At 68.1% G+C, this 23,948-nt stretch carries 26 protein-coding genes and 3 tRNA genes; 14 read left to right on the forward strand and 15 right to left on the reverse strand.

Features of this window, described 5'->3' with window-relative positions; genetic code table 11:
• Nucleotides 1–25: 25 nt before the first annotated feature.
• Both ACGFNP_RS59830 and ACGFNP_RS59835 read left to right on the forward strand, forming a co-directional pair.
• Nucleotides 26–412 carry a hypothetical protein gene (locus tag ACGFNP_RS59830; protein WP_358319384.1) on the forward strand — a complete coding sequence of 129 codons (387 nt, stop codon included), beginning with the start codon at nt 26–28 and terminating at the stop codon, nt 410–412.
• 1 nt (nt 413) lies between these two features.
• A complete protein-coding gene (locus ACGFNP_RS59835) occupies nt 414–1,001 on the forward strand; it encodes a TetR/AcrR family transcriptional regulator (RefSeq protein ID WP_393333936.1) in 588 nt (195 codons plus the stop codon).
• Nucleotides 1,002–1,009: 8 nt separating this feature from the next.
• Here ACGFNP_RS59835 and ACGFNP_RS59840 read toward each other — a convergent pair whose 3' ends face one another.
• From ACGFNP_RS59840 to ACGFNP_RS59855, 4 genes are read right to left on the reverse strand one after another with little or no spacing between them, the layout of a single operon-like run.
• On the reverse strand, nt 1,010–2,206 hold the full coding sequence (locus ACGFNP_RS59840) for an ABC transporter permease (protein WP_393333939.1): 1,197 nt from the start codon (nt 2,204–2,206) through the stop codon (nt 1,010–1,012).
• Nucleotides 2,203–2,940, reverse strand: coding sequence for an ABC transporter ATP-binding protein (locus ACGFNP_RS59845; RefSeq protein ID WP_358319393.1), 738 nt, complete (start codon nt 2,938–2,940; stop codon nt 2,203–2,205). Before ACGFNP_RS59845 ends, ACGFNP_RS59840 begins: the two co-directional genes overlap by 4 nt.
• The gene (locus ACGFNP_RS59850; RefSeq protein ID WP_393333943.1) at nt 2,937–3,986 is read right to left on the reverse strand and encodes an efflux RND transporter periplasmic adaptor subunit; all 1,050 of its coding nucleotides are present in this window, start codon (nt 3,984–3,986) and stop codon (nt 2,937–2,939) included. Before ACGFNP_RS59850 ends, ACGFNP_RS59845 begins: the two co-directional genes overlap by 4 nt.
• Entirely contained in the window at nt 3,983–4,513 is a 531-nt protein-coding gene (locus tag ACGFNP_RS59855) for a hypothetical protein (RefSeq protein WP_393333946.1), read from the reverse strand. The genes ACGFNP_RS59850 and ACGFNP_RS59855 overlap by 4 nt, the downstream gene beginning before the upstream one ends.
• A 123-nt stretch (nt 4,514–4,636) precedes the next feature.
• Between ACGFNP_RS59855 and ACGFNP_RS59860 the strand changes: the two genes are divergently transcribed.
• Nucleotides 4,637–5,281 carry a response regulator transcription factor gene (locus tag ACGFNP_RS59860; protein WP_393333949.1) on the forward strand — a complete coding sequence of 215 codons (645 nt, stop codon included), beginning with the start codon at nt 4,637–4,639 and terminating at the stop codon, nt 5,279–5,281.
• Complete coding sequence (locus ACGFNP_RS59865) at nt 5,278–6,477, forward strand: sensor histidine kinase (RefSeq protein WP_393333952.1); 1,200 nt, start codon at nt 5,278–5,280, stop codon at nt 6,475–6,477. The genes ACGFNP_RS59860 and ACGFNP_RS59865 overlap by 4 nt, the downstream gene beginning before the upstream one ends.
• 2 nt (nt 6,478–6,479) lie before the next feature.
• Here ACGFNP_RS59865 and ACGFNP_RS59870 read toward each other — a convergent pair whose 3' ends face one another.
• The gene (locus ACGFNP_RS59870; protein ID WP_393333955.1) at nt 6,480–7,118 is read right to left on the reverse strand and encodes a hypothetical protein; all 639 of its coding nucleotides are present in this window, start codon (nt 7,116–7,118) and stop codon (nt 6,480–6,482) included.
• Between the two features lie 158 nt (nt 7,119–7,276).
• Between ACGFNP_RS59870 and ACGFNP_RS59875 the strand changes: the two genes are divergently transcribed.
• Both ACGFNP_RS59875 and ACGFNP_RS59880 read left to right on the forward strand, forming a co-directional pair.
• Nucleotides 7,277–7,798 (forward strand): RNA polymerase sigma factor, encoded by a 522-nt coding sequence (locus tag ACGFNP_RS59875; protein WP_393333958.1) that lies wholly within the window; start codon nt 7,277–7,279, stop codon nt 7,796–7,798.
• On the forward strand, nt 7,795–8,934 hold the full coding sequence (locus ACGFNP_RS59880) for a CU044_5270 family protein (protein WP_393333960.1): 1,140 nt from the start codon (nt 7,795–7,797) through the stop codon (nt 8,932–8,934). The genes ACGFNP_RS59875 and ACGFNP_RS59880 overlap by 4 nt, the downstream gene beginning before the upstream one ends.
• A 75-nt stretch (nt 8,935–9,009) precedes the next feature.
• On the opposite strand, the gene ACGFNP_RS59885 is transcribed toward ACGFNP_RS59880, so the two are convergent.
• Together ACGFNP_RS59885 and ACGFNP_RS59890 are read right to left on the reverse strand one after the other, a co-directional pair.
• Entirely contained in the window at nt 9,010–9,246 is a 237-nt protein-coding gene (locus tag ACGFNP_RS59885; protein WP_393333963.1) for a hypothetical protein, read from the reverse strand.
• Between the two features lie 471 nt (nt 9,247–9,717).
• Nucleotides 9,718–10,092 (reverse strand): hypothetical protein, encoded by a 375-nt coding sequence (locus ACGFNP_RS59890; RefSeq protein ID WP_393333966.1) that lies wholly within the window; start codon nt 10,090–10,092, stop codon nt 9,718–9,720.
• Nucleotides 10,093–10,382: 290 nt separating this feature from the next.
• Here ACGFNP_RS59890 and ACGFNP_RS59895 point away from each other — a divergent pair, with 290 nt between their 5' ends.
• Entirely contained in the window at nt 10,383–12,422 is a 2,040-nt protein-coding gene (locus tag ACGFNP_RS59895) for a cellulose binding domain-containing protein (RefSeq protein ID WP_393333969.1), read from the forward strand.
• Between the two features lie 9 nt (nt 12,423–12,431).
• Here ACGFNP_RS59895 and ACGFNP_RS59900 read toward each other — a convergent pair whose 3' ends face one another.
• Both ACGFNP_RS59900 and ACGFNP_RS59905 read right to left on the reverse strand, forming a co-directional pair.
• Complete coding sequence (locus tag ACGFNP_RS59900) at nt 12,432–12,995, reverse strand: hypothetical protein (RefSeq protein WP_393333972.1); 564 nt, start codon at nt 12,993–12,995, stop codon at nt 12,432–12,434.
• Between the two features lie 35 nt (nt 12,996–13,030).
• A complete protein-coding gene (locus tag ACGFNP_RS59905) occupies nt 13,031–13,606 on the reverse strand; it encodes a hypothetical protein (RefSeq protein WP_358319427.1) in 576 nt (191 codons plus the stop codon).
• Nucleotides 13,607–13,649: 43 nt separating this feature from the next.
• On the opposite strand from ACGFNP_RS59905, the gene ACGFNP_RS59910 reads away from it, so the two are divergent.
• The 4 genes from ACGFNP_RS59910 (at nt 13,650) to ACGFNP_RS59925 (ending at nt 17,819) form a co-directional block, all read left to right on the forward strand.
• Nucleotides 13,650–15,044 (forward strand): hypothetical protein, encoded by a 1,395-nt coding sequence (locus ACGFNP_RS59910; protein WP_393333975.1) that lies wholly within the window; start codon nt 13,650–13,652, stop codon nt 15,042–15,044.
• 44 nt (nt 15,045–15,088) lie between these two features.
• On the forward strand, nt 15,089–15,667 hold the full coding sequence (locus ACGFNP_RS59915; protein WP_393333977.1) for a TetR/AcrR family transcriptional regulator: 579 nt from the start codon (nt 15,089–15,091) through the stop codon (nt 15,665–15,667).
• Between the two features lie 71 nt (nt 15,668–15,738).
• The gene (locus ACGFNP_RS59920; RefSeq protein ID WP_393333979.1) at nt 15,739–17,046 is read left to right on the forward strand and encodes an MFS transporter; all 1,308 of its coding nucleotides are present in this window, start codon (nt 15,739–15,741) and stop codon (nt 17,044–17,046) included.
• A gap of 11 nt (nt 17,047–17,057) precedes the next feature.
• Nucleotides 17,058–17,819, forward strand: coding sequence for a glucose 1-dehydrogenase (locus tag ACGFNP_RS59925; RefSeq protein ID WP_358319439.1), 762 nt, complete (start codon nt 17,058–17,060; stop codon nt 17,817–17,819).
• A 78-nt stretch (nt 17,820–17,897) separates the two neighbouring features.
• Here ACGFNP_RS59925 and ACGFNP_RS59930 read toward each other — a convergent pair whose 3' ends face one another.
• From ACGFNP_RS59930 to ACGFNP_RS59950, 5 genes are all read right to left on the reverse strand, one after another.
• A complete protein-coding gene (locus ACGFNP_RS59930) occupies nt 17,898–18,674 on the reverse strand; it encodes a barstar family protein (RefSeq protein ID WP_393333981.1) in 777 nt (258 codons plus the stop codon).
• Nucleotides 18,675–18,741: 67 nt separating this feature from the next.
• Nucleotides 18,742–18,815: transfer RNA gene (locus ACGFNP_RS59935), tRNA-Phe, on the reverse strand.
• Between the two features lie 5 nt (nt 18,816–18,820).
• Nucleotides 18,821–18,895, reverse strand: a tRNA-Asp gene (locus tag ACGFNP_RS59940).
• A gap of 81 nt (nt 18,896–18,976) precedes the next feature.
• A tRNA-Glu gene (locus ACGFNP_RS59945) sits at nt 18,977–19,049 on the reverse strand.
• Nucleotides 19,050–20,594, reverse strand: coding sequence for a metallophosphoesterase (locus ACGFNP_RS59950; RefSeq protein WP_358319444.1), 1,545 nt, complete (start codon nt 20,592–20,594; stop codon nt 19,050–19,052).
• Between the two features lie 51 nt (nt 20,595–20,645).
• Between ACGFNP_RS59950 and ACGFNP_RS59955 the strand changes: the two genes are divergently transcribed.
• Entirely contained in the window at nt 20,646–20,996 is a 351-nt protein-coding gene (locus ACGFNP_RS59955) for a metallopeptidase family protein (protein WP_393333983.1), read from the forward strand.
• Between the two features lie 109 nt (nt 20,997–21,105).
• Nucleotides 21,106–22,371, forward strand: coding sequence for an MFS transporter (locus ACGFNP_RS59960; RefSeq protein ID WP_358319446.1), 1,266 nt, complete (start codon nt 21,106–21,108; stop codon nt 22,369–22,371).
• Here the strand turns inward: ACGFNP_RS59960 and ACGFNP_RS59965 are convergent, their stop codons facing one another.
• Complete coding sequence (locus tag ACGFNP_RS59965) at nt 22,372–22,668, reverse strand: PspC domain-containing protein (RefSeq protein WP_358319449.1); 297 nt, start codon at nt 22,666–22,668, stop codon at nt 22,372–22,374. It abuts the gene before it with no gap.
• A gap of 90 nt (nt 22,669–22,758) precedes the next feature.
• Here ACGFNP_RS59965 and ACGFNP_RS59970 point away from each other — a divergent pair, with 90 nt between their 5' ends.
• Nucleotides 22,759–23,913, forward strand: coding sequence for an acyl-CoA dehydrogenase family protein (locus tag ACGFNP_RS59970; protein ID WP_358319452.1), 1,155 nt, complete (start codon nt 22,759–22,761; stop codon nt 23,911–23,913).
• The last annotated feature ends 35 nt before the right edge of the window (nt 23,914–23,948 follow it).

The following is a 23,948-nucleotide window of genomic DNA, read 5'->3' on the forward strand; positions in this document are numbered from 1 at the left end:
TATCCGTGCGGATAAATTTACTCGCATGGATAACAAAATCTGGACTCATGTCAGGACGCTCTTCGTCGTCATGCTCGCCGTCTCGGTCCTGGCTCTGGTGGTGGCGGCCATCATCGGCGGGGACTGGGTGGTGTGGGTACGCGGCGTGGCCGTGGCCGCCGCTGCCGCCTGGCTCATCGCGCTGACCGGCCAGGCCGAGAAGGGCAGGCGGGCCGCCTATGTCCGCATCCGCTTCATCGCGACCATCGCCCCCATCGGGATCCTGCTCATCGTGGCCGTCCCGTCCAGCGGCTACCCGCTCTGGATGCGGGTCGAGCAGGGGCTGGTCGGGGTGCTGCTGGTGGCCGTCGCGACGCTCGTCAACCGCCGGACCGTACGGCAGGCCTACCCGAAGCGTGGCAAGCTCGGATGACATGGAGACAGCTCGTCATGCGGCGACTGAGGCACGCAAGGCCCAGATCACCCAGGCCACGATCGCCCTGCTGGCCGGACGCGGTTACGCCGCGACGACCTTCGAGGCCATCTGCGAGCATGCCGGGCTCAGCAGCAAGCGGCTCATCTCCTACCACTTCTCCAGCAAGGACGAGTTGCTGGCGGCCGTGGTCCGCAAGGTCGTGGACGACGCGGCCGCCTTCATGCGGCCCGCGCTCGACGCCGCCGACGGCGCCCGCGACCTGCTCCAGGCCTACATCCGGTCGAACGTGGCCTTCATCGCCGCCCATCCCGACCATGTGCGGGCCGTTCAGCAGATCGCCGCCAACTCCGCCCCGCTCGGCGGCCAGGAGCGGGACGCGGCGATCGCCCGGTTGGTGGCGTTCTTCGATGATGGCCGGCGTACGGGGACGTTCCGGTCGTTCGACTCGACGATCATGGCCACGACGCTGCGGGCCGCGGTCGACGCCGTGGCCGATCGGCTGGTCGACGGGCTGGATCCGGAGCTGTGCGCGGACGAACTGGTCGAGACGTTCGACCGCGCGACCCGCGCGTCAGACGACGCCTAGCGCCACCATCAGGTGGTCGTCAGGGCGACCGTCGGGGACAGGCGGGCGGCTCGCATGGCCGGGTAGAGGCCGGCGATCGTGCCGATGACGAGTGTGGCGGCGATCGCGCCGCCGAGCGCCCACGGTGGCACCACGGCCGGCCAGCCGCGTGACAGCGCGTAGCCGGTGGTGGCCAGCGCGCCCAGCACCGCCCCGACGACCCCGCCCAGCGCGGACAGCAGCAGCGACTCCGAAAGGAACTGCACCCGCACCTGCCCACGCGTCGCGCCGAGCGAGCGGCGCAGGCCGATCTCGCTGCGTCGTTCCAGTACCGAGATCACCATGGTGTTCGCCACGCCCACGCCGCCGACCAGCAGCGCGACCGCGCCGAGGCCGAGCAGCAGGTTGGTGAACGCGCCCGCGGCGGCCGCCCTGGCCGCCAGCGCGTCGGACGGCCTGCTGACGTTGACCTCCTGCGGGTTCTCCGGGTTGACCGTACGCGGGAGCACCCCTCGTACGCCCTCCACCGACTCCTCCGCCGACCGCTCGTAGATCGTCGACGGGTGGCCGTCGAAGCCCAGCAGCTCCGCCCCGGCGGGGAACCCGACCAGCACCGACCGCTCGATCTCCGGGGCGAGCGGCATCGGGGTCAGGATGCCGACCACGGTGAACCACCGGCCGCCCATCCACACCCGCACGCCGGTCCTGGAGATGCCGAGCGTCTCCGCGGCCTTGGCGCCCAGGACGACGACGGGTTGCCGCTCGGTGGCGGCGTTCAGCCAGGTGCCCTTCGACAGGCCGCCCTCCAGTGTGGTAAGCAGGCCGGTGGTCGCCGCCTGTACGGCGATGCCGCCGGTCACCTCCTCGGGGATGTAGCGGGTGCGCCGCACGGTGGCGGTGATGGCTCCGGTGGCGCCGGCCGTGCGGACCGGGCCGATGCGCTCGACCATGGCGACCGCGCCGGTGGGCAGTTCGGCCGGTTTGCCGAACATGGTCTGGCCGGCCGAGACGGTCAGCAGGTTGGTGCCGAGCCGGTCGAGCTGACGCAGCAGTTGCTCGCGGGAGGAGGCCGAGATGCCGATCACCGCGATCATCGTCGCGATGCCGATGGCGATGCCGAGCGCCGACAGGATCACTCTTGTCGGACGGGTGCTGAGCCCAGCCGCGCCGACCCGCAGGACGTCGGCGAAGCCGAGACGCGCGGGTGTCAGCCGGTTACGCGTCACTCTGGAGCTCCTTGCTCGAAACCGGCGGCCCGCTCTGGGTCGGCGTTGCGCGTGAGGTCGGCGGTCCGTGTGAGGTCTGCGACGATCCGGCCGTCGCGGAGCCTGACCTGGCGGTGGCACCAGGCGGCGATCTCCGCGTCGTGGGTGATGATCGCGATCGTCGTACCGGCCGCGTGCAACCCGCCCAGAACCGTCAGCACCTCGGCCCCCGAGGCGGAGTCCAGGTTCCCGGTCGGCTCATCGGCCAGCAGCAGCGGCGGGTCACCGGCGACGGCTCGGGCCACGGCCACCCGCTGCTGTTCGCCGCCTGAGAGCTGGTTCGGCCGGTGGCCCAGCCGGTGGCCGAGGCCCACCCGTTCCAGGGCGGAGGCGGCCAGCTCGCGTCTGGCCCGCAGCCCGATGCCGCTGTACAGCAGGCCGTCGGCCACGTTGTCCAGCGCGCTCACCCCCGGAGCCAGATGGAACTGCTGGAACACGAACCCCAGATGCCGCGCCCGCAGCGCGGACAGCTCCCGGTCGGAGAGCTCGGCGACGTCGTACTCGGCGACGCGCACGGTCCCGCTGGTGGGCAGGTCCAGGGTGCCGATCATGTGGAGCATGGTGGATTTCCCGGAGCCCGACGGCCCCACGATGGCCACCAGCTCACCCCGCTCGACCGTCAGGTCCACTCCGCGCAGCGCCTCGACGTGGCCCTCGTAGACCTTGGTCACGTCGTGCAGCTCCACAACGCTCATGTCGCGGGCACCCCGACCTTCATGCCCTCGGCCAGCCCCGCGCCGCTGATCTCGACCCGGCTGCCGCCGAAGCCGCCGACCTTCACCTCCACGACGCGGGTCGCGCCGCCCTCGACCACCTCGACGCCGAAGCCGCCCTCGCGCAGCGCCAGCAGCGCCTCCACCGGCACGCTCAGCACGTTCTTACGCCGCTCGCTGACCAGCTCCACCTCGACCGGGGCCTGGTCCAGCTTGGACTTCGGGGGCTTGGTCAGCGTGATGTCCACGTCGATGGTGGTGCTGTCCTCCTGGCTCTTGGCCACCGTGCCGACCTCGCTGATCTTCCCGGCCGCCTGCTCGCCGCCGGGCAACTCCACGCTCACCTTGGCGCCCTTCCTGGCCATCGCCTGGTCGCCGGTGTCGAGGTCCACGTGCACCAGCCGCCGCAGCTCGCTGACCGTGAGGACCGTCCGGCCGGGACCGGCCTTGCCGCCGACCGCGGCCTTCGTCTCGGTCACCCGTACCGCCGAAGGCAGGAACGTCACCTGCGCGGCGTCCACCTCTCCCGTCTCGGACAGTCCCACGTCGTCCTGCCACTCCTTGACGGCCAGCCGCGTCGCGTAGCTGAAGTGGTCGTCCACGGTGAGGTCGTCGCCGTAGCCGAGCGCCTTGAGGTTGCGCTCCAGTTGCTCGACGTCGGGGCCGTCCGACATGCCGGAACGCAGTGTCCGGTAGAGCGGCAGCTTGCCGTACATCAGGACGAGCGGTTTCCGGTCGATCCTGATCAGCGGGCGTCCCCGGCGGATCACCGCGCCCTCCGCGGCCACCCACGTCACGGTGCCCGCGGAGCCGGCCGCGAGCTCGCGCTCGCCGGAGTAGGTGAGCGCGCCGCTGACGGTCTTGGTGTCGACCAGGTCCTGCCTGGTGATCTCCGCGGTGGCGGGCACCGGGGGCTTGCTCGGCGCCGCCGCGCCCGTGCCGCCGCTCTGGTTCAGTACGGTCAGCGCCGTCCAGGCGGCGGCGACCGCGAGGAGGGCGGCGCCGGCGACGACCAGGGGCCGCCTCACGGCTTGGCCCGGAAGCTACCGAAGCCCGGAGCGAGGCTCTTGCAGGCTTCCTGCGCCTCCTGGAGCTTCTTCTCGCCGCCGCGCATCTTGATCTTGATCTCCCCTTTCGCCCCCGGGTCCGGCATGTCCACGCCGTGCTCCCGCATGCAGCGGGCGAACTTCACCATCTGGTCCCGTTGCTTCGGATCCATCGGCTGGTTCACCTTGTCGCCGATCACGTCCTTCATCAGGGGCTGGCACGCCTCCATCGCCTTCTTCATCTTGCTGGGGTCCTCGCCCTTCTTCTGCCTGAGCATCACGCTGCCGTCGGCCCCGGGGTCGGGCATGTTGACGCCGTGCTCCCGCATGCACTGGGCGAACTTCAGCTGCGCCGCCTGCCGGTCGGTCTCCGACACCGACCTCGACGCGGTGGGCGTGGCCGTACCCTTGCCCGCGCTGGCGATCCCGTCGTCGGCGGCCTTGCTCTGCCCGCATGCCGCCAGTGCCAACACCAGCAGAGGTACTGCAGGCAGCAGTCGAACTCTCATGACCCGCTCCTTCGCCGCCCGGGTCACTCGCCCGGGATGCGGAGCCCACTCCACTCCCAGCCGTGCTAAACCCGGATAAGGCGCTTACTCGCGGCTAACACCCGACCCGCCACGCTCGACCACATGCGAGTGCTTGTCGTGGAAGACGAGGAAGAGCTGGCCGACGCGGTCGCGCGCGGCCTGCGGCTGCACGCGATGGCCGTCGACGTGGCCTACGACGGGCAGGAGGCGCTGAACCTGGCCTCGTACGTCGACTACGACGTCGTCGTCCTCGACCGCGACCTGCCCGAGGTGCACGGCGACGACGTCTGCGGCGAGCTGGCCAGCTCCAGCCGGATCCTCATGCTGACCGCCGCCGGGCAGGTCCGCGACCGGGTGGACGGCCTGTCGCTGGGCGCCGACGACTATCTGGTCAAGCCGTTCGCGTTCGCCGAGCTGGTGGCCAGGATCCGGACGCTGGCCCGCCGCTCCTCCCGGGCCGCGCCGGCCGCGCTGGAACGGGCCGGGATCCGGCTCGATCCCGGCCGCCGTACGGTGACCAGGGACGAGCGGGTGGTCGCGCTGAACCGCAAGGAGTTCGACGTCCTGGAGCAGTTGCTGCTGGCCGGCGGCGACCTCGTCACCTCCGCCGAGCTGCGCAGGCGCGTCTGGGACGAGCACGCCGACACCGGCACCGGCGTGCTGCGCGTCACGATCACCTCGCTGCGCAGGAAGCTCGGCGCGCCGCTCGCGGTCCAGAACGTGCCCGGCAAGGGCTACCGGCTGTGACGCGTGCGCGGCCGTGGGACCGGCTCGGGCTGCGGATGCGGCTCGCCCTGCTGTACGGCGGGCTGTTCTTCGTCGCCGGGTCGATGCTGCTCTGGGTCACCTATCTGCTGACCGCCAAGGCGCTGAACACGCAGTTCGTCACGAGGTTCGGCGGCTCCGCGATCGCCGTCACGAAGGATCCGCCCATCGTCGGCCCCTCCATGCAGCAGGTACAGGTCAACGTGGAACAAGGGGCGGCCACCGTGCTGAGTGACATGCTGCGGTCCTCGGTCGTCATCATGATCCTGATCGGGGTCATCGCGTTCGTGCTCGGCTATCTGGTGGCTGATCGGGCGTTGCGGCCGTTGGATCGGGTGACGGAGACGGCGCGGCGGTTGTCGGAGAGTACGTTGCATGAGCGGATCGGGTTGCGGGGTCCGCATGATGAGGTGAAGCGGCTGGCCGATACGTTCGATGCGATGTTGGATCGGTTGCATCGGGTGTTCGAGGCGCAGCGCAGGTTCATCGGTAATGCCTCGCATGAGTTGCGGACGCCGTTGGCGATCAACCGGACGATTCTGGAGGTGTCGCTGGAGGAGCCGGCGGCTTCTCCGGATCTCAAGGCGCTGGCTCGGGCGTTGCTGGGCACCAACGCCCGTTACGAGCGGCTGATCGAGGGCCTGCTGCTGCTCGCGCAGTCGGAGCAGGAGCTGACCGCGCGCAAGCCCGTGGAGCTACCGCGGATCGTCCGGATCGCGCTGGAGCAGATCGAGCTCGCGGCCGGGAAGCGGCACGTCACCATGCACGAGGACCTGCGTCCGGCCGTCGCCGGGGGCGACCCGCTGTTCCTGGAGCGCTGCGTGTTCAACCTGCTGGAGAACGCGATCAAGTACAACGTCCGCGACGGCGAGGTGTGGGTGACCGTCCGCCCCGACGGTGACGGCGCCGTCATCGTGGTGGAGAACACCGGCCCGCCGGTCTCGCCGTACGAGGTGGACGACCTGTTCGAGCCGTTCCACCGGCTGCACGCCGATCGGGTGCGGTCGGCCAGGGGGTCGGGGCTCGGGCTGTCGATCGTGCGGGCCATCGTCGACGCGCACGGCGGCACGGTCACGGCCGCGGCCAGGCCCGAAGGCGGCCTGGCGGTGACCGTACGGCTGGCGGGCGTCGCTCAGGCAACCCCTGTCTTGCCGAAGGCCATAGTACGTAGAACGTAGCTTTATCCAAGGGTCTTGTGCGTCTCCTCGACCGAGCGCAGGATGCCGTGGGCGCCGGTGGCCTCGGCGATCTCGCCCGCCTCGGCGAGCACCTCCAGTGCCTCGTCACGGCGGCCTTCGGCGGCGGTGATGTAGGCCAGGCCGATCAGGTTCGCGGCGACGCCGGGCAGGAAACCGAGTTCGCGGCGCAGGCGTACCGACTCCTCCAGCCGTTCGCGGGCCGGGCCCAGCCGGCCGGCGACGTGCTCGGCGATGCCCAGGTGCCTGAGGGCGTACGACATGGTCAGCTTGTCGCCCGCCTGGGCGGCGAGTTCGCGGGAGCGTTCGAGTGCGGGGACCGCGGTGTCGTCGTCCTGGCGGACGACCTGGTGGAAGATGCCGATCCAGAACAGCGATTCGCCCTCGCCGCGCACGTCGCCGAGCGCTTGGTAGAGCCGCGCCGCGCGCTCGAACAGGGTCAGTTCGGCCGGGTCCTCTTTCTCCCCGTCCAGGAATCGACCATGGATGATCCGGCCGCGGGCCAGGGCGAGATCCGCCTCGGCGGCGTCCAGTTCCCGGTCGGCCGTCTCCAGTGCCGTGGCATCGCCGTCGAAGATGGCGCGCTCGTACAGCAGTCTGGCTCGCTCGATCCGTTCGTCCACGTTCGTCCCCCGCCCTCGGCTACGTCGGCATCGAGCGTATAGGGGCTCTTTCTGCGTAGGAGGCCGTCCGTATATTTCAGGATTGCTGTAACAACGATGGGGCTCGGACCACTTCCTGGTGTCAGAAGAACGATGTCCGGGATTAAGGGGCTGAGGCGGTGACGGATGACGCGCACCGGTTCACCAGCATGTACGACGGATGCCGACAACGTGTGTGGGCCTACGTGGTCAGTCGTGCGGGCCGGCAGGTGGCGGACGAGGTGGTGAGCGAGACGTTCGCGATCGCCTGGCGGCGGCTGGACGACGTACCGGAACCGGCCCTGCCATGGCTGCTCGGCGTCGCGCGCAACGTCCTGCGGGACAACATCCGCGCGGAGACCCGGCGGGAGGCGCTGAACGCGGAGCTGCGGGCCTGGACCGAGGGCGACGTGGCCGACCAGGTGACCGAACGGCTCGGCGTACTGCGGGCGCTGGCCGAACTGCCGGAGGACGACCGGGAGGTCCTCCTCCTGATCGCCTGGCAGGGCCTGTCCCCCAAGGACGCGGCCCGGGTCATCGGCTGCTCGTCCGCCGCCTTCCGCGTACGGCTGCATCGTGCGCGCAAGCGGCTCAAGCAGGCGATGGAACCGGCGGGACAGTCCCGGGCCCGGGTGCGGAACCTCAGTGAGGAGTGGTCATGAACCCCATCGACGAACTACGGGCCGCCCGGCCCGCACACCTCGGCGACACGCCGGTCGACGAACGCACCAGGGCCGCGGAGCTCTCGTACGCCATGTCCCGGCCGCGGTCGGCGCGGCGTAAGCGCAGGACCGTACGACCGGTGTGGGGTTTCAGCCTCGTCGGCGCCGCCGCGGCCGCGACCGCCGTGGCCGTCGTGGTCTCCGGCACCGGCGGCACGACGCCGCGGGCGCCCGACGCGGCCCTGGCGACGGTCACCTCGTCCACGCCCAAGGTGAAGCTGTCGGCTCGGGACATCCTGCTGACCGCCGCCGCCAAGGCGGCCCGCCGGCCCGCCGGGACGGGCGCCTACTGGCACACCGTGTCCGTGCAGCGCACCCTGTTCGCGGTCGAGGGCGCCGACTACCGGGTCATGGACCAGCAGCGGTACGAGGGTTGGGCGCCCAGCGCCATTGGTGGGGAGATGTGGGCCAGCACCAAGCCGCTCGGTGCGCGACCGGTCACCGCCGCGGACGAGAAGGCGTGGAAGCAGGCCGGTTCCCCGGCCGAGATCCCAGTCAAGGTGCCGGGCAAGCCACGCCCGATGACCCTCTCGACCTCTCCCCGAAAGGCGTTCACCGACCACAGCCCTCTGATCGACGGGGACAAGGTGCTCTGGCTCGGCCGGAACGTCACCATGAAGGACCTGCGCGGCCTGCCCTCCGACCCGGCCAAGCTCAAGGCGTGGCTGCTGCGCTCGTACGAGGGGCACGGCACCGAGTCCAACGGCTATGCGATGACGGCCGACGCCTGGCTCTTCAACCTGGGCTCAGGGTTGATCACCGACATGCCGGTCACACCCCAGGTACGCGGCGCCGCCTTCCGGATGCTCGCCGACCTCGACACCGTCGACGTCATCGAGAACGTCACGGACGCGGAGGGCCGCCAGGGCACCGCCGTGGCGGTCAAGTCGCACACCAAATACTCCGGCGTCGTGGAGACTCGGCTGATCTTCGACCAGGCGACCGGGCGGGGCCTGGCGAACGAGAGCGTCTTGGTGAAGCCCGACGGTGTCCAGAGTGCCTTCGAACCCGGCACCGTGTGGAGCTCGCAGGCCGTACTGGAAGCCGGCTGGACCGACAGCAAGCCGTCATCCTGAGCCTTGGCGAAACGACCGCCCTCGCCTGTTCGGCGGGGCGGTCGTTTCGCGCGGGGCTGTTGTTTCGCGCGGGGCTCAAACCCGCTTCCACCGCCACTGCCCGTTGCTGTACGGGCTGCACTGATACTTACGGTTGGTTACCTTCGCGAATCCGTACCGGTTGTGCGCGGCTTTCGGGCAGTACGCGCCCTGCGTGACGCAGTTCCAGTGGTTGCCGGATCGCTGGTAGGTGCAGGCAGTCGCAGTCGCGTTGACGTGCACCTGGACGGCGGAAGCAGGCAGGGCGACCGCGACGGGCACGACCATCTTCACCTGCGGCACCGGCGCCGACAAGCATCAGGCCCGCGCGGAATACTTCGTGGGCGGCGACCCGACGGCACGTTTCGAGATCCAGCAACCGGCCGGCGCCAATACCTGCGGAAAAGCCGAACTCGGCGAGCTCGCCATCAGCATGTACGTACCGCGCCTCGGTATTCGACAACAATCACCGGATCGCCACCAGGTTGTACAAATACAATTAACGCTTCTCTGTGGCGTTGAGCGCCTCTTGGGTCGCGGCGAGCCCGAGTTCGGAACTGGTCGGCCATCCGGTGCTGACGGCCGTCCGGCCGCGGCTCCACCGGTCCTTCGTCTCGCGGTTTCTGGTAGCCCCGTGGCACGGTGCGCAGGTTGAGGCCGAGCGTGGCGGCCACACCGCGCGTCGAGGGAAGCCGGGCTCCACACGACGACGAGGACGTGTATCGGACGTACTCCGCCGGCTCCCGCGGCGTGGACCGGCTCGTCTCAGGCGTCGAACCAGGCAGCGGAAGACGGCACCAGAAGCAGGGCGATGACCGCCACCGACAGCCCGAGCCCCAGGAACTCTCCCACGTTCGGCGCTCCCGCGTTCGACCCGGTGAACGCCCCCGCCACGTAGCTGATCACGTTCGCGCCCTGAATGCCGATCCCGGTCCAGCGCACCCACTTCCTGCGCGACTTCATCTTGACCACCACCAGCACGACGACCACCGCGCCGGCGATTCCGTACAGCAGGGTGAGCAGGAGGGTGGCGTTCCAGCCCACCTGTAGGAACAGCAGGGCCAGGATGGCGGTCATGATGAGCGACAGGACCATCTGCACACACATGATCGTCCGGGCAGCTCGGACCGTTCCGGGCATGACCAGAGTCTGAGCAGGATGCACCGGGCCTCCATCATGTGCGTGCGCGCACCTTAGCCGATCTTGGCCCAAGCCAAGCGCCCCGCCCAGCCGACTGTCAAGGTATTTGCCGTGGACAACTAATACCGAGACGCATTTGATAATTGCTTAATCGTTGAATGAGCGTGGGCATCCGGTGTGAAAGTTTCACCGTTGTTTGACGGGCCTGCCGCCACCCCGCACGATCATGGTGCCTCCTGGGCCGGAAGGAGGCGTCGAGTGATTGCCGCTATCCATGGCGAGGTGCGCCGATGCCGAAGTTCTCACTAAGAGCAGCGTCCGCCGTCCTGCTGACGCTGACCGCCCTGAACGCCCCCACGGCGTACGCCGACGAGGTCACCCCGGTCGCGGTGACCGTCAACGCCCGCGCCGCGCTCGCCACCGTCCCCGAAACCGGCATCGGCACCAACCATGCGATCTGGGACACCAATCTCGGCACCGACGCGACCGCCGACCTCCTCAAGGACGCCGGCGTGAAGCTGCTGCGCTATCCCGGCGGCTCCTATTCGGACATCTACCACTGGGCCGACCACACCGCTCCCGGCGGTTATGTGGCGCCCAACACCGACTTCGACACCTTCATGCGTGGTGCGCGTCGCACCGGGGCGCAGCCGATGGTGACCGCCAACTACGGCACCGGCACCGCCGAGGAGGCCGCGGCCTGGGTACGTAGCGCCAACGTCACCAAGGGCTACGGCGTCAAGTACTGGGAGATCGGCAACGAGAACTACGGCAACGGCCACTACGGCTCCGCCTGGGAGGCGGACAACCACGCCGACAAGAGCCCGGCCGAGTACGCCCGCAACGTCGTGTCCTACGCGGACGCGATGAAGGCGGTCGACCCCACCATCAAGATCGGCGCGGTGCTGACCACGGCCGCCAACTGGCCCGACGCCATCGTCGCCGACGGCGACAACGGCACCTGGAACAAGGTCGTCCTGTCGATCGCCGGACCGAAGATCGACTTCGTGATCCTGCACTGGTACCCCGGCGCTCTCGACAAGGCCGCCCAGGTCCCCGACATGATCCAGCTCACCAGGCAGCAGATCGCGAAGTACGCCGGGACCGGCTCTGAGCGGATCGGCATCGCCATGACCGAGTTCAACACGGGGTCCAGCAGCGCCGGCACCAACACGCAGCCCGGCGCGCTGGCCGCCGCCGACGCCTACGCGACGGTGCTGGCGAACGGGGTGTTCACGGTCGACTGGTGGAACGTCCACAACGGCATCGGCAACGTCACCCAGGTCGAAGGACATACCGATTACGGAGACTTCGGCCTGCTGTCGAGCGCTACGTGCACCTCCGACGGCAGCGTCTGCGAGCCGCCGCTGAACACCCCGTTCGCGCCGTACTACGCACTCCAGATGATGAGCAGGTTCGCCCGCCCCGGCGACCAGTTCATCCGGGCCGCGACCGACCAGGCGAAGGTCACCGCGCACGCCGCCCGCCGCCCCAACGGCGATCTGTCGGTCCTGTTGATCAACACGTCGTCGGACACGTCCTACCCCGTCACGATCAGCTACTCCGGCTTCAGCCCGGCGTCCGGCGCGCCGACCGTACTGACGCACACCAACGGCGCCACGAGCATCACCAGCTCGACAGCGGGAACCGCGACCAGCCAGACCCTGTCACCGCTCTCGCTGACCACGATCGTCCTGCACCCCTCCACACCCCAGACCGGCCGTCCGGGCACGCCGGGGCAGCCGACCGCCGCCAACGTCACGGACAGAACCGCCACGATCTCCTGGCCCGCCGCCGCCCCCGGCGCACGCCCGATCGTCAAGTACGAGCTCCACCGCCAGAACGGCGCCATCAGCGAGCAACTCGGCGAGACCCCCGGCACCTCCCTCACGGTGAACAACCTCACTCCAGGCACCCGCTACACACTCAACGTGATCGCCCGGGACAGCGGCGGCGGCCTGTCGTGGGCCTCCCCGCCGCTGACGTTCACCACCGGCACACCCGCTTCCAGCTCCTGCTCGGTACGGCTGACCATCCAGACCGACTGGGCCAGCGGCTACGTCGGCACCATCGACATCACCAACAACGGCGCGCCGATCAACGGCTGGACCCTGAACTTCAGCTGGCCCCGAACGTGGCAGAGCCTGGGCAGCGGCTGGAGCGCCGTCTGGACGCAGACCGGATCGGACGTCAAGGCCGTCAACGAGACCGGAAACGGCTCACTACCCACCGGAGGATCGACCTCGATCGGCTTCGTCGGCAACTACAACGGCCCGAACGTGCTGCCTGCCGTCTTCACCCTCAACGGAACCGTCTGCACGACCCAGTAGGAGCACTCGTCACGGCACGCGATCGGCCACGGGCTCCCAGGTCGGGGCCAGGTACGGCAGGCCGGCCGAACCGTAGAGCACGACGATCAGGGCCACGACGGTCGCGAACCACGCGATGGTCGTGACAGGTCCCAGATCGGCGTAGCCGTACCCGGACAGCAGGCCGAGCACGCCCAGACTGACCACGGCCCAGCGCAGCACGTCGAGGAGGGCGGTCCTGGAGCTCTCCGCACAGGGACGAATCCGTCCGATGATGGCCTCAACCACGAGCCAGACCGTGACCAAGGCACCGACTGTGTTGGCGAGGCCGAGCACGTGCGAAAAGGAGAAAACCGTCAGGGGATGACCCGAGCGCTCGCCGGACGCGAGCATGACGACGAACGAGGCGCAGGCCATGACGGCGGCGAAGAACCTGGCCCGGCTGAAGGGGTCGTCGACGGATCGCTGCAGCTGAGCCAGCCCGGCCGCGCACAATCCCCATCCGACGGGGTCGAACAGCAGGTCGAAGCCATTGAAACGGAGGGCACCGAACACGAACACGAACCCGGTGGCGATCTTCGTGACGGGCGGCATGCGCCACAACCTTCCAGGCGGGTCTGAGCTGACTGTCAGGGCCACTGCGGGCTCACCGCGTCATTGCACACGTCGTCGGCGAGGCCTCGCTGCCAGGCGAGCGGGATACTACCTGTGGGTCCTGTCAGCTGCCATGAGTCCGCCAGCGCCTCCGCTGACCCTGAGCCCGTCCAGGTCCGGAAAGTGAAGCGCATCGGCTGGGGCTCATGTGGCACCGCCGCGCAGTCAGTGATGACGATGCGCCTACTCACGGTCGCCGAGCCACCGCGCCTCAAGGTGACCACGGAACTTTCCTCGTCCACCTTGTCAGCAGGTAGCAAGCGGAGGCCCGGGATTTCCGCCGAGATATCGGTGAGGGTGACGGAGACCGGTCCCTCGTTTTCGAGCTCGATGAACGCCCTGGTGGACAGGACGCCATTCTCGTCGACGTCCGCATGGACGAAGAACGGGTCGACCTCCCAGCGGATATGCGGTGTTATCGCCGTTGACCACCACGGGGCGGCGGCGATAATCACGAGCGACAGTGAACTGCATACCACGACCAGTAATCGCGCACGCCGTGCACGCCACGTGGCGATGCCAAATTGCTGCCATATATCGTCCGAACTCACGATATAGAACCATATATGGTGGCCCTTCGTGACGATACCTCCGATGATCGCTTGGGTAGTCTCCGCCATCGCCCTGCTGGCGGCAGCCGTTCCGGTCACGCGAGAACGGCTCAACAGGTTCGCCGCCCTGATTGGCCTTTCCGTCACAGAGGCCAACGCCCGCCAGGTCATCGACCATTTCGCCGGCCTGCGCCGGTGGCGGCTGATCGCCCTCACCCCCGCCGTTCCCTTGGCTTGCCTCACCAATGACCTGTTCTATCTGGTCCTGGGGTGGTGCGCCGTTTCTGTCTTCCGCGATGTACGGCTGCTCCATGCGCACGACGAAGCGAATATCTATCGGAAAGCATGGCTGCTCGGTTTGGGCGGCGCCGTGGTGGCAGAGGGCTATCTCCTGGCGATCCAGGGCGCCACCCCGGCGCGTCTGGCCCATGCCGTCATCGTGATTGTCGTGGCGGCAGCCGTACCACTCGCCGCCCGGAAACTGAGCGCCAGGCCGGCACCCGAAGCTTCGGATGACATAGCCCAAGCCGAACTGGCCATCGGTCAATGGTCAATGCGGACCCTCTACCTCGCGGGAACCGCGATCGTTCTGTCAGGGGCGCTGCTCATCCCTGGGCAACCGCCACAACGCGAACTGCCCGAATACTCGATGCCCCAGTCGTTTCCTGAACGTATAGGGACTTTCGCGACGGTGGACAAATTCAAGGGGCCTACCTGTCCGTGGACCACTCAGATGGACAATCCCTGCCGGTACTGGCTGGTTAACGAGGCGCCATTTTCCCAGGCCGCGCCGTACATCGTCAGCAAAAGCGGAGCACCTCAGCGGGCGCCGTTCGTCCGCAGCTCCGACAAGAAGGCCGTCGTCTACCTGGGCAGACACGATCGCCGCATGGTGTATCAGGACGCCGGGGGTGTCCACTACCTCACCGGCAGCCTGACTGACACCGCAGTGCCTACGCCCACGTTCGCCGCCCAGAGCAGGTACGTCGCCCTGGCCAAGGACAGCGCGCAGATCACTGACACCAAGACCTGGACCACGCTGTCGATCCCCGGCGCTCGGCAGGTCCATGACCTCAACGAGAGCGGAATCGTGGTCACGACGGCATCTCAGGTGCTCGTTCTGGACCATCGGGGAAAGACGAGAATGGCGCTTCCCCTCAGGAAAATCGAGAAAGACGATTCCGAGGACACGTACCACCTCCGATCGGACGGAACCCACTTCGTGGCCGTCCGAGGCAGTGAGGGCCGTGTTGACACCTTCGACCCACGGACCGGCGAGCGTGTGTCCAGCGTTGTTCCCCATATCCCCGACGCCGACTTCCTCGACATCGGCCTCGGCTGGTCGAAGGAGGGTTCCTTCCTGGTGCGCACCTACAACAACGACCGCGTCTACAACCTCGACCTGGCGACAGGCAAGCTCTGGAGACGCCAGAAGTGAACCATATTTGACAGGTCGTTCTAGAAATCCGTAGGCTCTGCGTCGTGGCAAGGACCAAGGAGTTCGATCCTGACGAGGCTCTGCAGGCAGCCCTGGAGCTGTTCTGGGAGCGGGGGTACGAGGCGACGTCGATGGCCGACCTCGTCGAGCACCTGGGGATCGGCAGAGCCAGCATCTACGCCACGTTCGGCAACAAGCGCGACCTCTACCTGAAGGCCTACGAGCGCTACAAGCAGAACGGTATCGACTACATCGGCCTGCTGTCCCAACCGGGGCCGGTGCTGCCCGTCGTACGCGCGCTGGTCGAGCGGTTCGCCGAGGAGTCCGCCCACGACGAGAGGCGCCGCGGCTGCCTGGTGGTCAACACCGCCGTGGAGGTGGCGCCGCACGACCCCACGGTGGCCCGGCTTGTCGAGTCCAACTGGGATTTCATCGAGACCACGCTGACCTCGGCGCTGACCAGGGCCCGCGCCCAGGGTGAGCTGGCCGAGGAGAAGGATCCCCGGGCGCTCGCCCGGTTCCTGCTGACCGTGATGCAGGGCATACGGGTCATCGGCAAGAGCTCCAACGACCCCGAGCGCCTCTACGACGCCGCCGCACAGGCGCTGCGCGCTCTCGACTAGCCCGAACCTCCCCTAGAAGCTTCAGACTTTCATGCCTTCATACTAGAACGATCGATCTGGAAAGAGCGTCCGTGGCCGTCCCCATAGCCGTCTCGCCCGCCCCCGCCTTCGCGCTGCTCGGCGGTGTCCAGATCATGCTGATCTCGGGCATCACCGTCGTCTCCGTCGCCCTGCCGGCGATCCAGGATGAGTTTCGGCTCAGCGGCGGTGATCTGGCGCTGGTCAGCACGGCGTACGGGCTGGCGTTCAGCGGGTTGCTCCTGCTCGGCGGCAGGCTGGCGGACCTGTACGGCAGGCGCCGGATGTTCATGCTGGGCCTCGGCCTGTTCGGGGTCTCCTCGGCCGCGGCCGCCCTGGCCCCGGGGCTCGGCCTGCTCCTCACCGCGCGGTTCGCCCAGGGCATCGGTGCCGCCCTCGTGGCTCCCTCGGCCATGGCCCTGCTCGGTGTGGTCTTTCCCGACCCGTACCGGCGGGCCCGGGCCACCGCCGTCTGGGGCGGTCTGGCGGGCATCGGTGCGACCGGGGGCACGCTGCTGTCCGGTGTGTTCGCAGAGTGGGCGTCATGGCGGTGGGCATTCGGCGTGCCGGTGATCGCCACGGCAATCGCCCTGGTGGCGGCACCCCGGCTGCTGCCCGCCGATCGGCCGGTCCGGCGTACACGCATCGACATCCTCGGCGCCGCACTGGTGACGGCAGGACTCTCCACACTGAGCTACGGGCTGGTGGAGAGCTCGTACGGCCCACTCATCGGCGGAGCCGTGCTGGTGCTCGCCTTCATGATCGTGGAATCCCGTACAGCCGCCCCTCTGGTGCCACCGGCGTTCTTCGCCGTACCGCGGAGAGCCGTCGCCCTGGCGGCGATCGTCCTTGGCTCAGCGGGCATGGCCACCAGTTTCTTCTTCCTCTCGCTGCATCTCCAGCAGGTTCGCGGCCTGTCTCCGCTGCTGACCTCTGCCGCGTTCCTGCCGTACGGCGCGGTCCTGATCGGTACGGGCGCGGTCGCCGGGCGGCTGCTCGCGCGCTTCGGCATCCGGATCGTTCTCACGACCGGGCTGATCACGGCCGCGGCCGGACTGGTGCTGGTCGGCAGGTTCGACGGCGCCCTCATCGCCGGACTGCTGGTCCTGCCGCTCGGCATCGCCCTGACGTTCGCCGGGGCGACCGTGGCCGCGGTCACCGACGTGCCCGACGAGCAGGCCGGGCTCGCCGGTGGCGTGGTCAACACGGCGATGGAGGTCGGACCGACCCTCGGCCTCTCCGCGCTGGTGTCGCTGGCCGGTGGCACGACCTCCGGCTATGGCTTCGCGCTCGGCATCGCCGCTGTCGCCTTCATCCTCATGGCCCCGATCGCAGCCCTACTGCTGCGCACCCCTCGATAAAGGAGAACATCATGACTGCTCGATTCATCGGCAAGGTCGCCCTGGTTACCGGCGGTGGCTCCGGCATCGGCCGGGCGACCGCCCGGGCCTTCGCCCGTGAGGGCGCCACCGTCGTCGTCTCCGGGCGTGACGCGGAGAACCTCGACCAGACGGTCAAGCTGATCGAGGCCGAGAACGGGCGAGCGAGCCTGGTCATCGCCGACGTCACCAAGCAGGAGGACGTCGCCCGGATGGTGGCGACGACCGTGGAGCGTCACGGCGGCCTGCACGTCGCGCACAACAACGCCGGTGTCTTCGGCCAGGTCGCTCCGCTCGCCGACCTCGACGTCGACGGCTGGCGCAACGTGCTGGACGTCAACCTGACCGGCGTGTTCCTGTCGATGAAGTACGAGATCCAGCACATGCGCTCCAACGGCGGAGGCACGATCGTCAATACCTCCTCCAACATCGGCGCCCATCGCAGACTCCGCGGGGCGAGCGCCTATGGCACCTCCAAGGCGGGTGTGAGCTTCCTGACCCGTACCGCGGCACTCGACCACATCGATGACGGCATCCGCATCAACGCGGTCAGCCCCGGAGCCAGCGACGCCCCGATGTCAACGCGGCCCGGCGAGAGCCGGGAGGAACGCGACGCCCGTCTCGCTCCGCACATTCCGCTCGGCAGGGTCGGCACGCTCGAAGAGGTCACCGCCACCGTGCTGTGGCTCGCCTCCCCCGAGTCCGGATTCGCCGTCGGCCACGACCTCGTCATCGACGGCGGCGCCACCGCCTGATCACGAAGCGGGGTCCGGGGCGGGGTTCGGGGTGGCCGCACAGCCCCGGACCCCGACTCGAACCGCCGGCGTACGAGGTCACCTCCACACGACCTCCACATCGTGTTCCGCGAAGATCGTCTGGATGATCGCGAAATACGGTTGAGCGTCCGCCAATGCCCTCGTCAGGGACCGCCGCGCCACGTGGGAGTCGTTCCAGATCAGGGTGAACGGCGTCCTAGCTCCGAAGCGACCCCGCAGACAGTCGTCCAGCGCATCAAGATTCCCGCCGAAGTAGCCACCGGGCCCGTTGATGGCTTCTCCGAGCGCGAGGTAGAAGGCGGCCTCATCGGTGACGTGAGTGCCTTCAAGGTGGTAGACGCGTCCTGGCGGATGATCGAGTTGTCTTACCCGCCGGGAGTTGCTGCGGCGGACGATGGTCAGCCATTCCGCCCTGTCCTCCGGCCCGTACTCGGCCCACTGGTTCGGCCGATCAGGCCGAGCCACCCGCCAGCGCTCCCAGAGATGCCGCATCCGGGGCGGAGGGCTGTCGAATCCCCACAGAGCGACGATGTCCACCCGCTCGGGATCAAGTCGCGAGGGTCGCCAGTCGATGATCTCGCTCATCCAGAAGTCCGCGAGCGGCTCTCCTGCCGTGTCGAGCATCCGAAGCCCTTCCAGGCCCAGAGGGTTCCTCTGGCGGTAGCGCTTGGATCCTGCGAGGTGGTCGCGTAGCCGCTGAGTGGGAAGGCAGCCCAGGAGTTCGACCGTCATGTCCTCGCCCGGGTCGGCGAAGAAGCCGTCCGCGTCGAGGCAGACCCCGAGAACCTGATCATCACCGTCGATCAGGAGGAATTTCGGCTCGACGGAATCCACGGGCTCCATAAACCGTCCCAGAAGAGCAAAAAGCCCCGAACGATGATCCGTTCGGGGCAAAAAAATGTGGTCAGGGGCAGGGTCGAACTGCCGACCTTCCGCTTTTCAGGCGGACGCTCGTACCAACTGAGCTACCTGACCCAGAGCGGTCCTGACGGGACTTGAACCCGCGACCTCCACCTTGACAGGGTGGCGAGCACTCCAAACTGCTCTACAGGACCTTGCTTTCTTGCTTTGCGACTCGCTTAGCTTACCAGTTCTTCGGTGGCCTTCGACCAACCGTTTTGTGGTGCGCTTTGCGGTGCCCCCAACGGGATTCGAACCCGTGCCGCCGCCTTGAAAGGGCGGTGTCCTAGGCCGCTAGACGATGGGGGCTCAGGAACTTTCCCTGTCGCCTTCCGTCGGAGACCTCTGAAGCATAGGGGACGATTGCCCTTGATGCCAAAGTGGCGGACCGGCGGCCGGCGTTGTCGTGCCAGTGATCGATCCCGTTGGCGACGGGGCGTTCGTTGGCGCTGGAGAAATCATACGTCCCGGGTCACGCTCCACGTGACGCTGGATGTACACAGACTGCTCCCCGAGGCCCCCGAGCGTGATGTCGTCCCAGGCCTGCAGGCGTCTGGTCTCCTTGTCGAAGTACATGACAGAGGCCTGTACGGGGGTCGGCTGGGGGTGTTCGAGGGCACGCAGGCCGGCGCCGCCCGTGGAGCCCTGGACCAGCAGACGGGTGCCCGTGGGCAGCACGGTCGTCGATCGTTCATGGGTGTGACCTGCGAGGATGATCGGTGTGGCGCCGGAGAAGCCGCGGCCGACCTCCGGGTCGTGGACGGCGACCACGTCCGGTTTCTCGATCTTCGGCACATGTGAGCGGCCGAACTGCGCCAGCACGGCCGGGTCCGAGTCGACGGCGACGGTCTTGTCGGGGGTGAAGCGGGGGTCACCCAGGCCGTAGATGTTCAGACCTGCCACCTTCTGGGCCTTGTCGTCCAGAACTATGGCGTTCTTCTGCTTGGCGACCGCCTTCTGGGTGATCATCGAGTCGTGGTTGCCGCGAACGTAGACGTACGGGACACCGAGGGTGGAGATCTCGTCCACGAACTTGTTCTCGGTCTTGGTGCCGTGGTCGGAAATGTCGCCCGTGTCGATGATCATGTCGACCTTGAACTGGTCCTTCAGGGAGCGGACTACGTTCCAGGCGATCGGGTTGATGTGGATGTCCGAGATGTGCAGGACCCGGATGGATCTGGGGTCCGCGTCGTACAACGGCAGTGTCGACACCGTGTCGTACAACTTCGAGACGTTGGTGACCAGCTTGGTGAGCTGCGACCGGTACGACTCGAACTTCGTCACGATCGACTCCGCGCTGCCCACCAGCGACGGCGCGGCGGCGATCAGGCCCGAGTATCTGGGCTCGACAAGCGAATTGGGGCGGAATGTGAGCGCGGCGAGCGCGCTCGTGCCGGCCAGCGCCACCGAGGCGGCCAGCAGGCCGAGCAACGCCACCCGCGGGCGCCTGAACACCAGCAGGCTCGCGATCAGCGCCCCAGCTCCCGCGCACAGCATCGAGCGGATCAGCAGCAAGCGGACACCGTCCAGCAGGTCGCGCTCGATGATCTCCGGCAGCCGGTCCGCCAGGCGCGGGTCCTCGAGGAGCGCCTTGGCGCGTTCCTGGTCGATGTTCTCGAGCGAGATGCGGAGTCTGAGCGGGGCGTCATGGGTGCGGAACGTGAGCGTGCCCAGCGGGCTGGCGTCCACGATCGTCTCGCCGTCCCAGGCGGGCCGGAGCGACATGCCCGTCTCCACCGGACCGACCTGAGCCCTGAGGGTCCCGCTGAGGAAGATGCCGAGCCAGGCGCCCACCGCGGCCACGATGAGGACGGCCACGGCCCTGGACACCCGCGACTGGAGGACTGCCTTCACTCTGTCAGTGAACTTCATACAGTTTCTTGCTTACCCGACCAGCGGGGCAGAATGGCAAGGGTGATCGAGGTTTCGCGGGAGAAGTTCGAGGAGCTCGTAGCCGAGGCGTTGGACACGATTCCCCCAGGTCTGACCCGGGCGATGAGCAATGTCGTCGTCACGGTCGTCGACGATGCGCCCGAACCCAACCTGCTGGGCCTGTACACCGGAATCCCCCTCACTGAGCGCGGCGATTGGTACTCCGCAGTCCTGCCCGACCGTATTGAGATCTACCGGAACCCGATATGCCAGATTTGCGATACCGAGGACGACGTGGTCGACGAAGTACGCATAACGGTCGTCCACGAGGTCGGGCATCACTTCGGCATCGATGACGCCCGGCTTCATGAACTAGGCTGGTAACCGTTCGCAATGGGTTGGCTGCTTTGGGTTGCGGGCTGCTAAAGGATCGGGCACCTTAGGTGACATAGCGAGCACTCTGAGTCAGGCACAGCGGAGTCCAATGGGGGCCATGCGGACGCGACGGCTGCTGGGACGGCATCGCCGCGCCCTCCAACGCCAAGCCACATACGGCGAGGTCATCGCCATCAGGGAGTTTCGCGCGCTCTGGTACGGCCAGGGCCTCTCCCTGCTCGGTGACCAGCTCGCCCAGGTGGCGCTGGCCGTCCTTGTCTATGACCGCACACGATCACCGCTGGCGACCGCGGCCGTCTACGCGCTGACCTACCTGCCGACGATCCTCGGCGGCCCGCTGCTGGCCGGCCTGGCCGACCGGTTCGCGCGCAGGGGCGTCATGATGACGTGCGACCTGCTCCGCGCGGGCCTGGTGGGCGTGATGGCGCTCCCGGGGGTGCCGTTCCCCGTGCTGTGCGGGCTGGTGTTCCTCGTGGTGCTGCTCAGCGCGCCGTTCTCGGCCGCGCGCGCGGCACTGCTGCCCGAGGTGCTCGAAGGCGACCGGTACGTCGTCGGCTCCGCCTTGCAGAACATGACGAACCAGGGCATCCAGATGCTCGGTTTCGCGGCCGGCGGCGCGATGATCGCCACGATAGGCCCCTACCGCGCGCTCGCGCTCGACGCGATCACGTTCCTGGGCTCCGCGTTGATCCTGGTCATCCGCGTACGACCACGTCCAGCCGCCGCCCGCGAGGGCGCCAGGCCGTCGATGTGGGCGATGACCAGGGCGGGAGCCCGCCTGGTCTTCGGTGACCGAAAACTCCGCACCCTCGTGCTCTTCGCGTGGCTCTGCGGCTTCTACATCCTGCCGGAGGGCCTGGCCGTCCCCTATGCGGCGAAGCTCAGCACCGGCGCCCTGTCGCTCCCGGTGGTCACCGGACTGCTGATGGCGGCGATGCCGACGGGGACCGCGGTGGGGGCGTTCTTTTTCAGCAGGTTCGTCACGCCGCCGCGGCGCCTGCGCATGATGGGGTGGATGGCCATGTTGAGCTGTCTGCCGCTGGTCGTGACCGCGCTGCGGCCACCGTTGGCCGTGGTGCTGGCCGCGTGGTTCCTGTCGGGGGTTGGTGGGGCGTACCAGCTCGCGGCGAATGCCGCTTTCGTTCAGTGCGTACCGGCGGATCGACGGGGTCAGGCGTTCGGCCTGGTGCAGTCGGGGCTCATGGCCGTACAGGGGATTGGGATCTTGATCGGCGGGTTCGCCGCGGAGAGACTCGGCCCAGAGCCGGTGGTCGCGCTGGCCGGCGTCATCGGTGTGACGGCCGCGGCCGTGCTCGCCATCCTCTGGTCCGAGTCCCGCGCCGAGACCCCCGCCCCCGCCTGATCACTGCTGCGGCTTCTGCTCGCCGCTGTAGTCGGTGTGGTCCTGCCAGGTGGACTTGGCCTGCTGCTTGTCGAGCAGGTCCTGGACGATCGAGGCGTCCCGGCCCTCTTCCGGCATGAGCAGCCAGCCGACCGCGTACACGCCGATCCCGAGCCCACCGAACAGCGTGACGATCGCCAGGCCGATCCTGATCAGGTTGGCGTCGATGCCGACGTACTCCCCGATCCCCGAGCAGACACCCGCGATGATCCGGCCGTTGTTGGTCCGACGAAGCTTCTTGACGTTGTATTCGCTCATGCCTCAAGAGTGCCCTTCGGCCCGGCGTTCGCACATCAGGATTCCCCCTGGTAGAACCCTGGTAGGCCCTTACTTACGGAAGGACGATCGATGGATGATCTGTTGCGCCTGGACGACCGGCTCAACGGCGACCAGCGGCTGATCCGCGACACGGTCAAGTCCTTCGTCGCCGACCACGTCCTGCCGTACGTCGGCGACTGGTTCGAGCAGGGCACCTTCCCCGCCCGCGAGCTCGCGCCCGCACTGGGCTCGCTCGGCCTGCTCGGCATGCACCTGGAGGGCTACGGCTGCGCCGGCACGGACGCCATCTCCTACGGCGTCGCCTGCCGCGAGCTCGAAGCCGGAGACTCGGGTCTGCGGTCCTTCGTCTCGGTTCAGGGATCGCTGGCGATGTTCCCCATCTGGCGTTATGGGTCCTCCGAGCAGAAAGATCAATGGCTGCCCCCGATGGCCGCCGGTGAGGCGATCGGCTGTTTCGGCCTGACCGAGCCCGACCACGGCTCCGACCCCGCCAACATGCGCACGTACGCCAAACGAGACGGCTCCGACTGGATCCTGAACGGCTCCAAGATGTGGATCACCAACGGCTCGATCGCCGACGTGGCCGTCGTATGGGCCCAGACCGACGAGGGCATCCGCGGCTTCGTCGTACCGACCGATACACCCGGCTTCTCCGCCCCTGAGATCCACAAGAAGCTGTCCCTTAGGGCCTCCGTCACCTCGTCCCTGTACTTCGACGACGTACGCCTGCCCGCCTCCGCCGTACTCCCAGGCGTGTCCGGCCTCAAGGGCCCTCTCTCCTGCCTCTCAGAAGCCCGCTTCGGCATCATCTGGGGCGTCGTGGGCGCGGCCCGCGCCTGCCTGGAGGCGGCGGTCTCGTACGCGAAGACCCGCATCCAGTTCGACAAGCCGATCGGAGCCTTCCAGCTGACACAGGAGAAACTCGCGTGGATGTACGTCGGGACGGCCCAGGCCGGCCTGACGGCCCTGCATCTGGGCGCCCTGAAGGAGGCCGGAAAGCTGGAGCCCCGGCAGATCAGCTTCGGCAAACTGGCCAACGTACGGGCAGCGCTGGACATCGCCCGCCAAGCTCGGACGATCTTGGGCGGGAACGGGATCACGCTGGAGTACCCTGTGATCAGGCATATGAACAACCTGGAGAGCGTGCTCACCTACGAAGGCACCCAGGAGATCCACACACTGGTGCTGGGCGAGGCGCTGACGGGGCTCGCGGCTTACCGGTGAGGGGGCGAAAGGGCGTCGCGTGGGGGGCGGTAATC

Source organism: Nonomuraea sp. NPDC049269 (assembly GCF_043197155.1).
Lineage (GTDB): Bacteria > Actinomycetota > Actinomycetes > Streptosporangiales > Streptosporangiaceae > Nonomuraea.

Excerpts from the sequence above, each read along its gene's own strand:
- ACGFNP_RS59830 (WP_358319384.1), top strand. The coding sequence starts at position 26 with ATGGATAACAAAATCTGGACTCATGTCAGGACGCTCTTCGTCGTCATG.
- ACGFNP_RS59835 (WP_393333936.1), top strand. The coding sequence starts at position 414 with ATGGAGACAGCTCGTCATGCGGCGACTGAGGCACGCAAGGCCCAGATC.
- ACGFNP_RS59845 (WP_358319393.1), bottom strand. The coding sequence starts at position 2,940 with ATGAGCGTTGTGGAGCTGCACGACGTGACCAAGGTCTACGAGGGCCAC.
- ACGFNP_RS59855 (WP_393333946.1), bottom strand. The coding sequence starts at position 4,513 with ATGAGAGTTCGACTGCTGCCTGCAGTACCTCTGCTGGTGTTGGCACTG.
- ACGFNP_RS59860 (WP_393333949.1), top strand. The coding sequence starts at position 4,637 with ATGCGAGTGCTTGTCGTGGAAGACGAGGAAGAGCTGGCCGACGCGGTC.
- ACGFNP_RS59880 (WP_393333960.1), top strand. The coding sequence starts at position 7,795 with ATGAACCCCATCGACGAACTACGGGCCGCCCGGCCCGCACACCTCGGC.
- ACGFNP_RS59890 (WP_393333966.1), bottom strand. The coding sequence starts at position 10,092 with ATGCCCGGAACGGTCCGAGCTGCCCGGACGATCATGTGTGTGCAGATG.
- ACGFNP_RS59895 (WP_393333969.1), top strand. The coding sequence starts at position 10,383 with ATGCCGAAGTTCTCACTAAGAGCAGCGTCCGCCGTCCTGCTGACGCTG.
- ACGFNP_RS59900 (WP_393333972.1), bottom strand. The coding sequence starts at position 12,995 with ATGCCGCCCGTCACGAAGATCGCCACCGGGTTCGTGTTCGTGTTCGGT.
- ACGFNP_RS59910 (WP_393333975.1), top strand. The coding sequence starts at position 13,650 with ATGATCGCTTGGGTAGTCTCCGCCATCGCCCTGCTGGCGGCAGCCGTT.
- ACGFNP_RS59925 (WP_358319439.1), top strand. The coding sequence starts at position 17,058 with ATGACTGCTCGATTCATCGGCAAGGTCGCCCTGGTTACCGGCGGTGGC.
- ACGFNP_RS59955 (WP_393333983.1), top strand. The coding sequence starts at position 20,646 with ATGGCAAGGGTGATCGAGGTTTCGCGGGAGAAGTTCGAGGAGCTCGTA.
- ACGFNP_RS59960 (WP_358319446.1), top strand. The coding sequence starts at position 21,106 with ATGCGGACGCGACGGCTGCTGGGACGGCATCGCCGCGCCCTCCAACGC.
- ACGFNP_RS59965 (WP_358319449.1), bottom strand. The coding sequence starts at position 22,668 with ATGAGCGAATACAACGTCAAGAAGCTTCGTCGGACCAACAACGGCCGG.
- ACGFNP_RS59970 (WP_358319452.1), top strand. The coding sequence starts at position 22,759 with ATGGATGATCTGTTGCGCCTGGACGACCGGCTCAACGGCGACCAGCGG.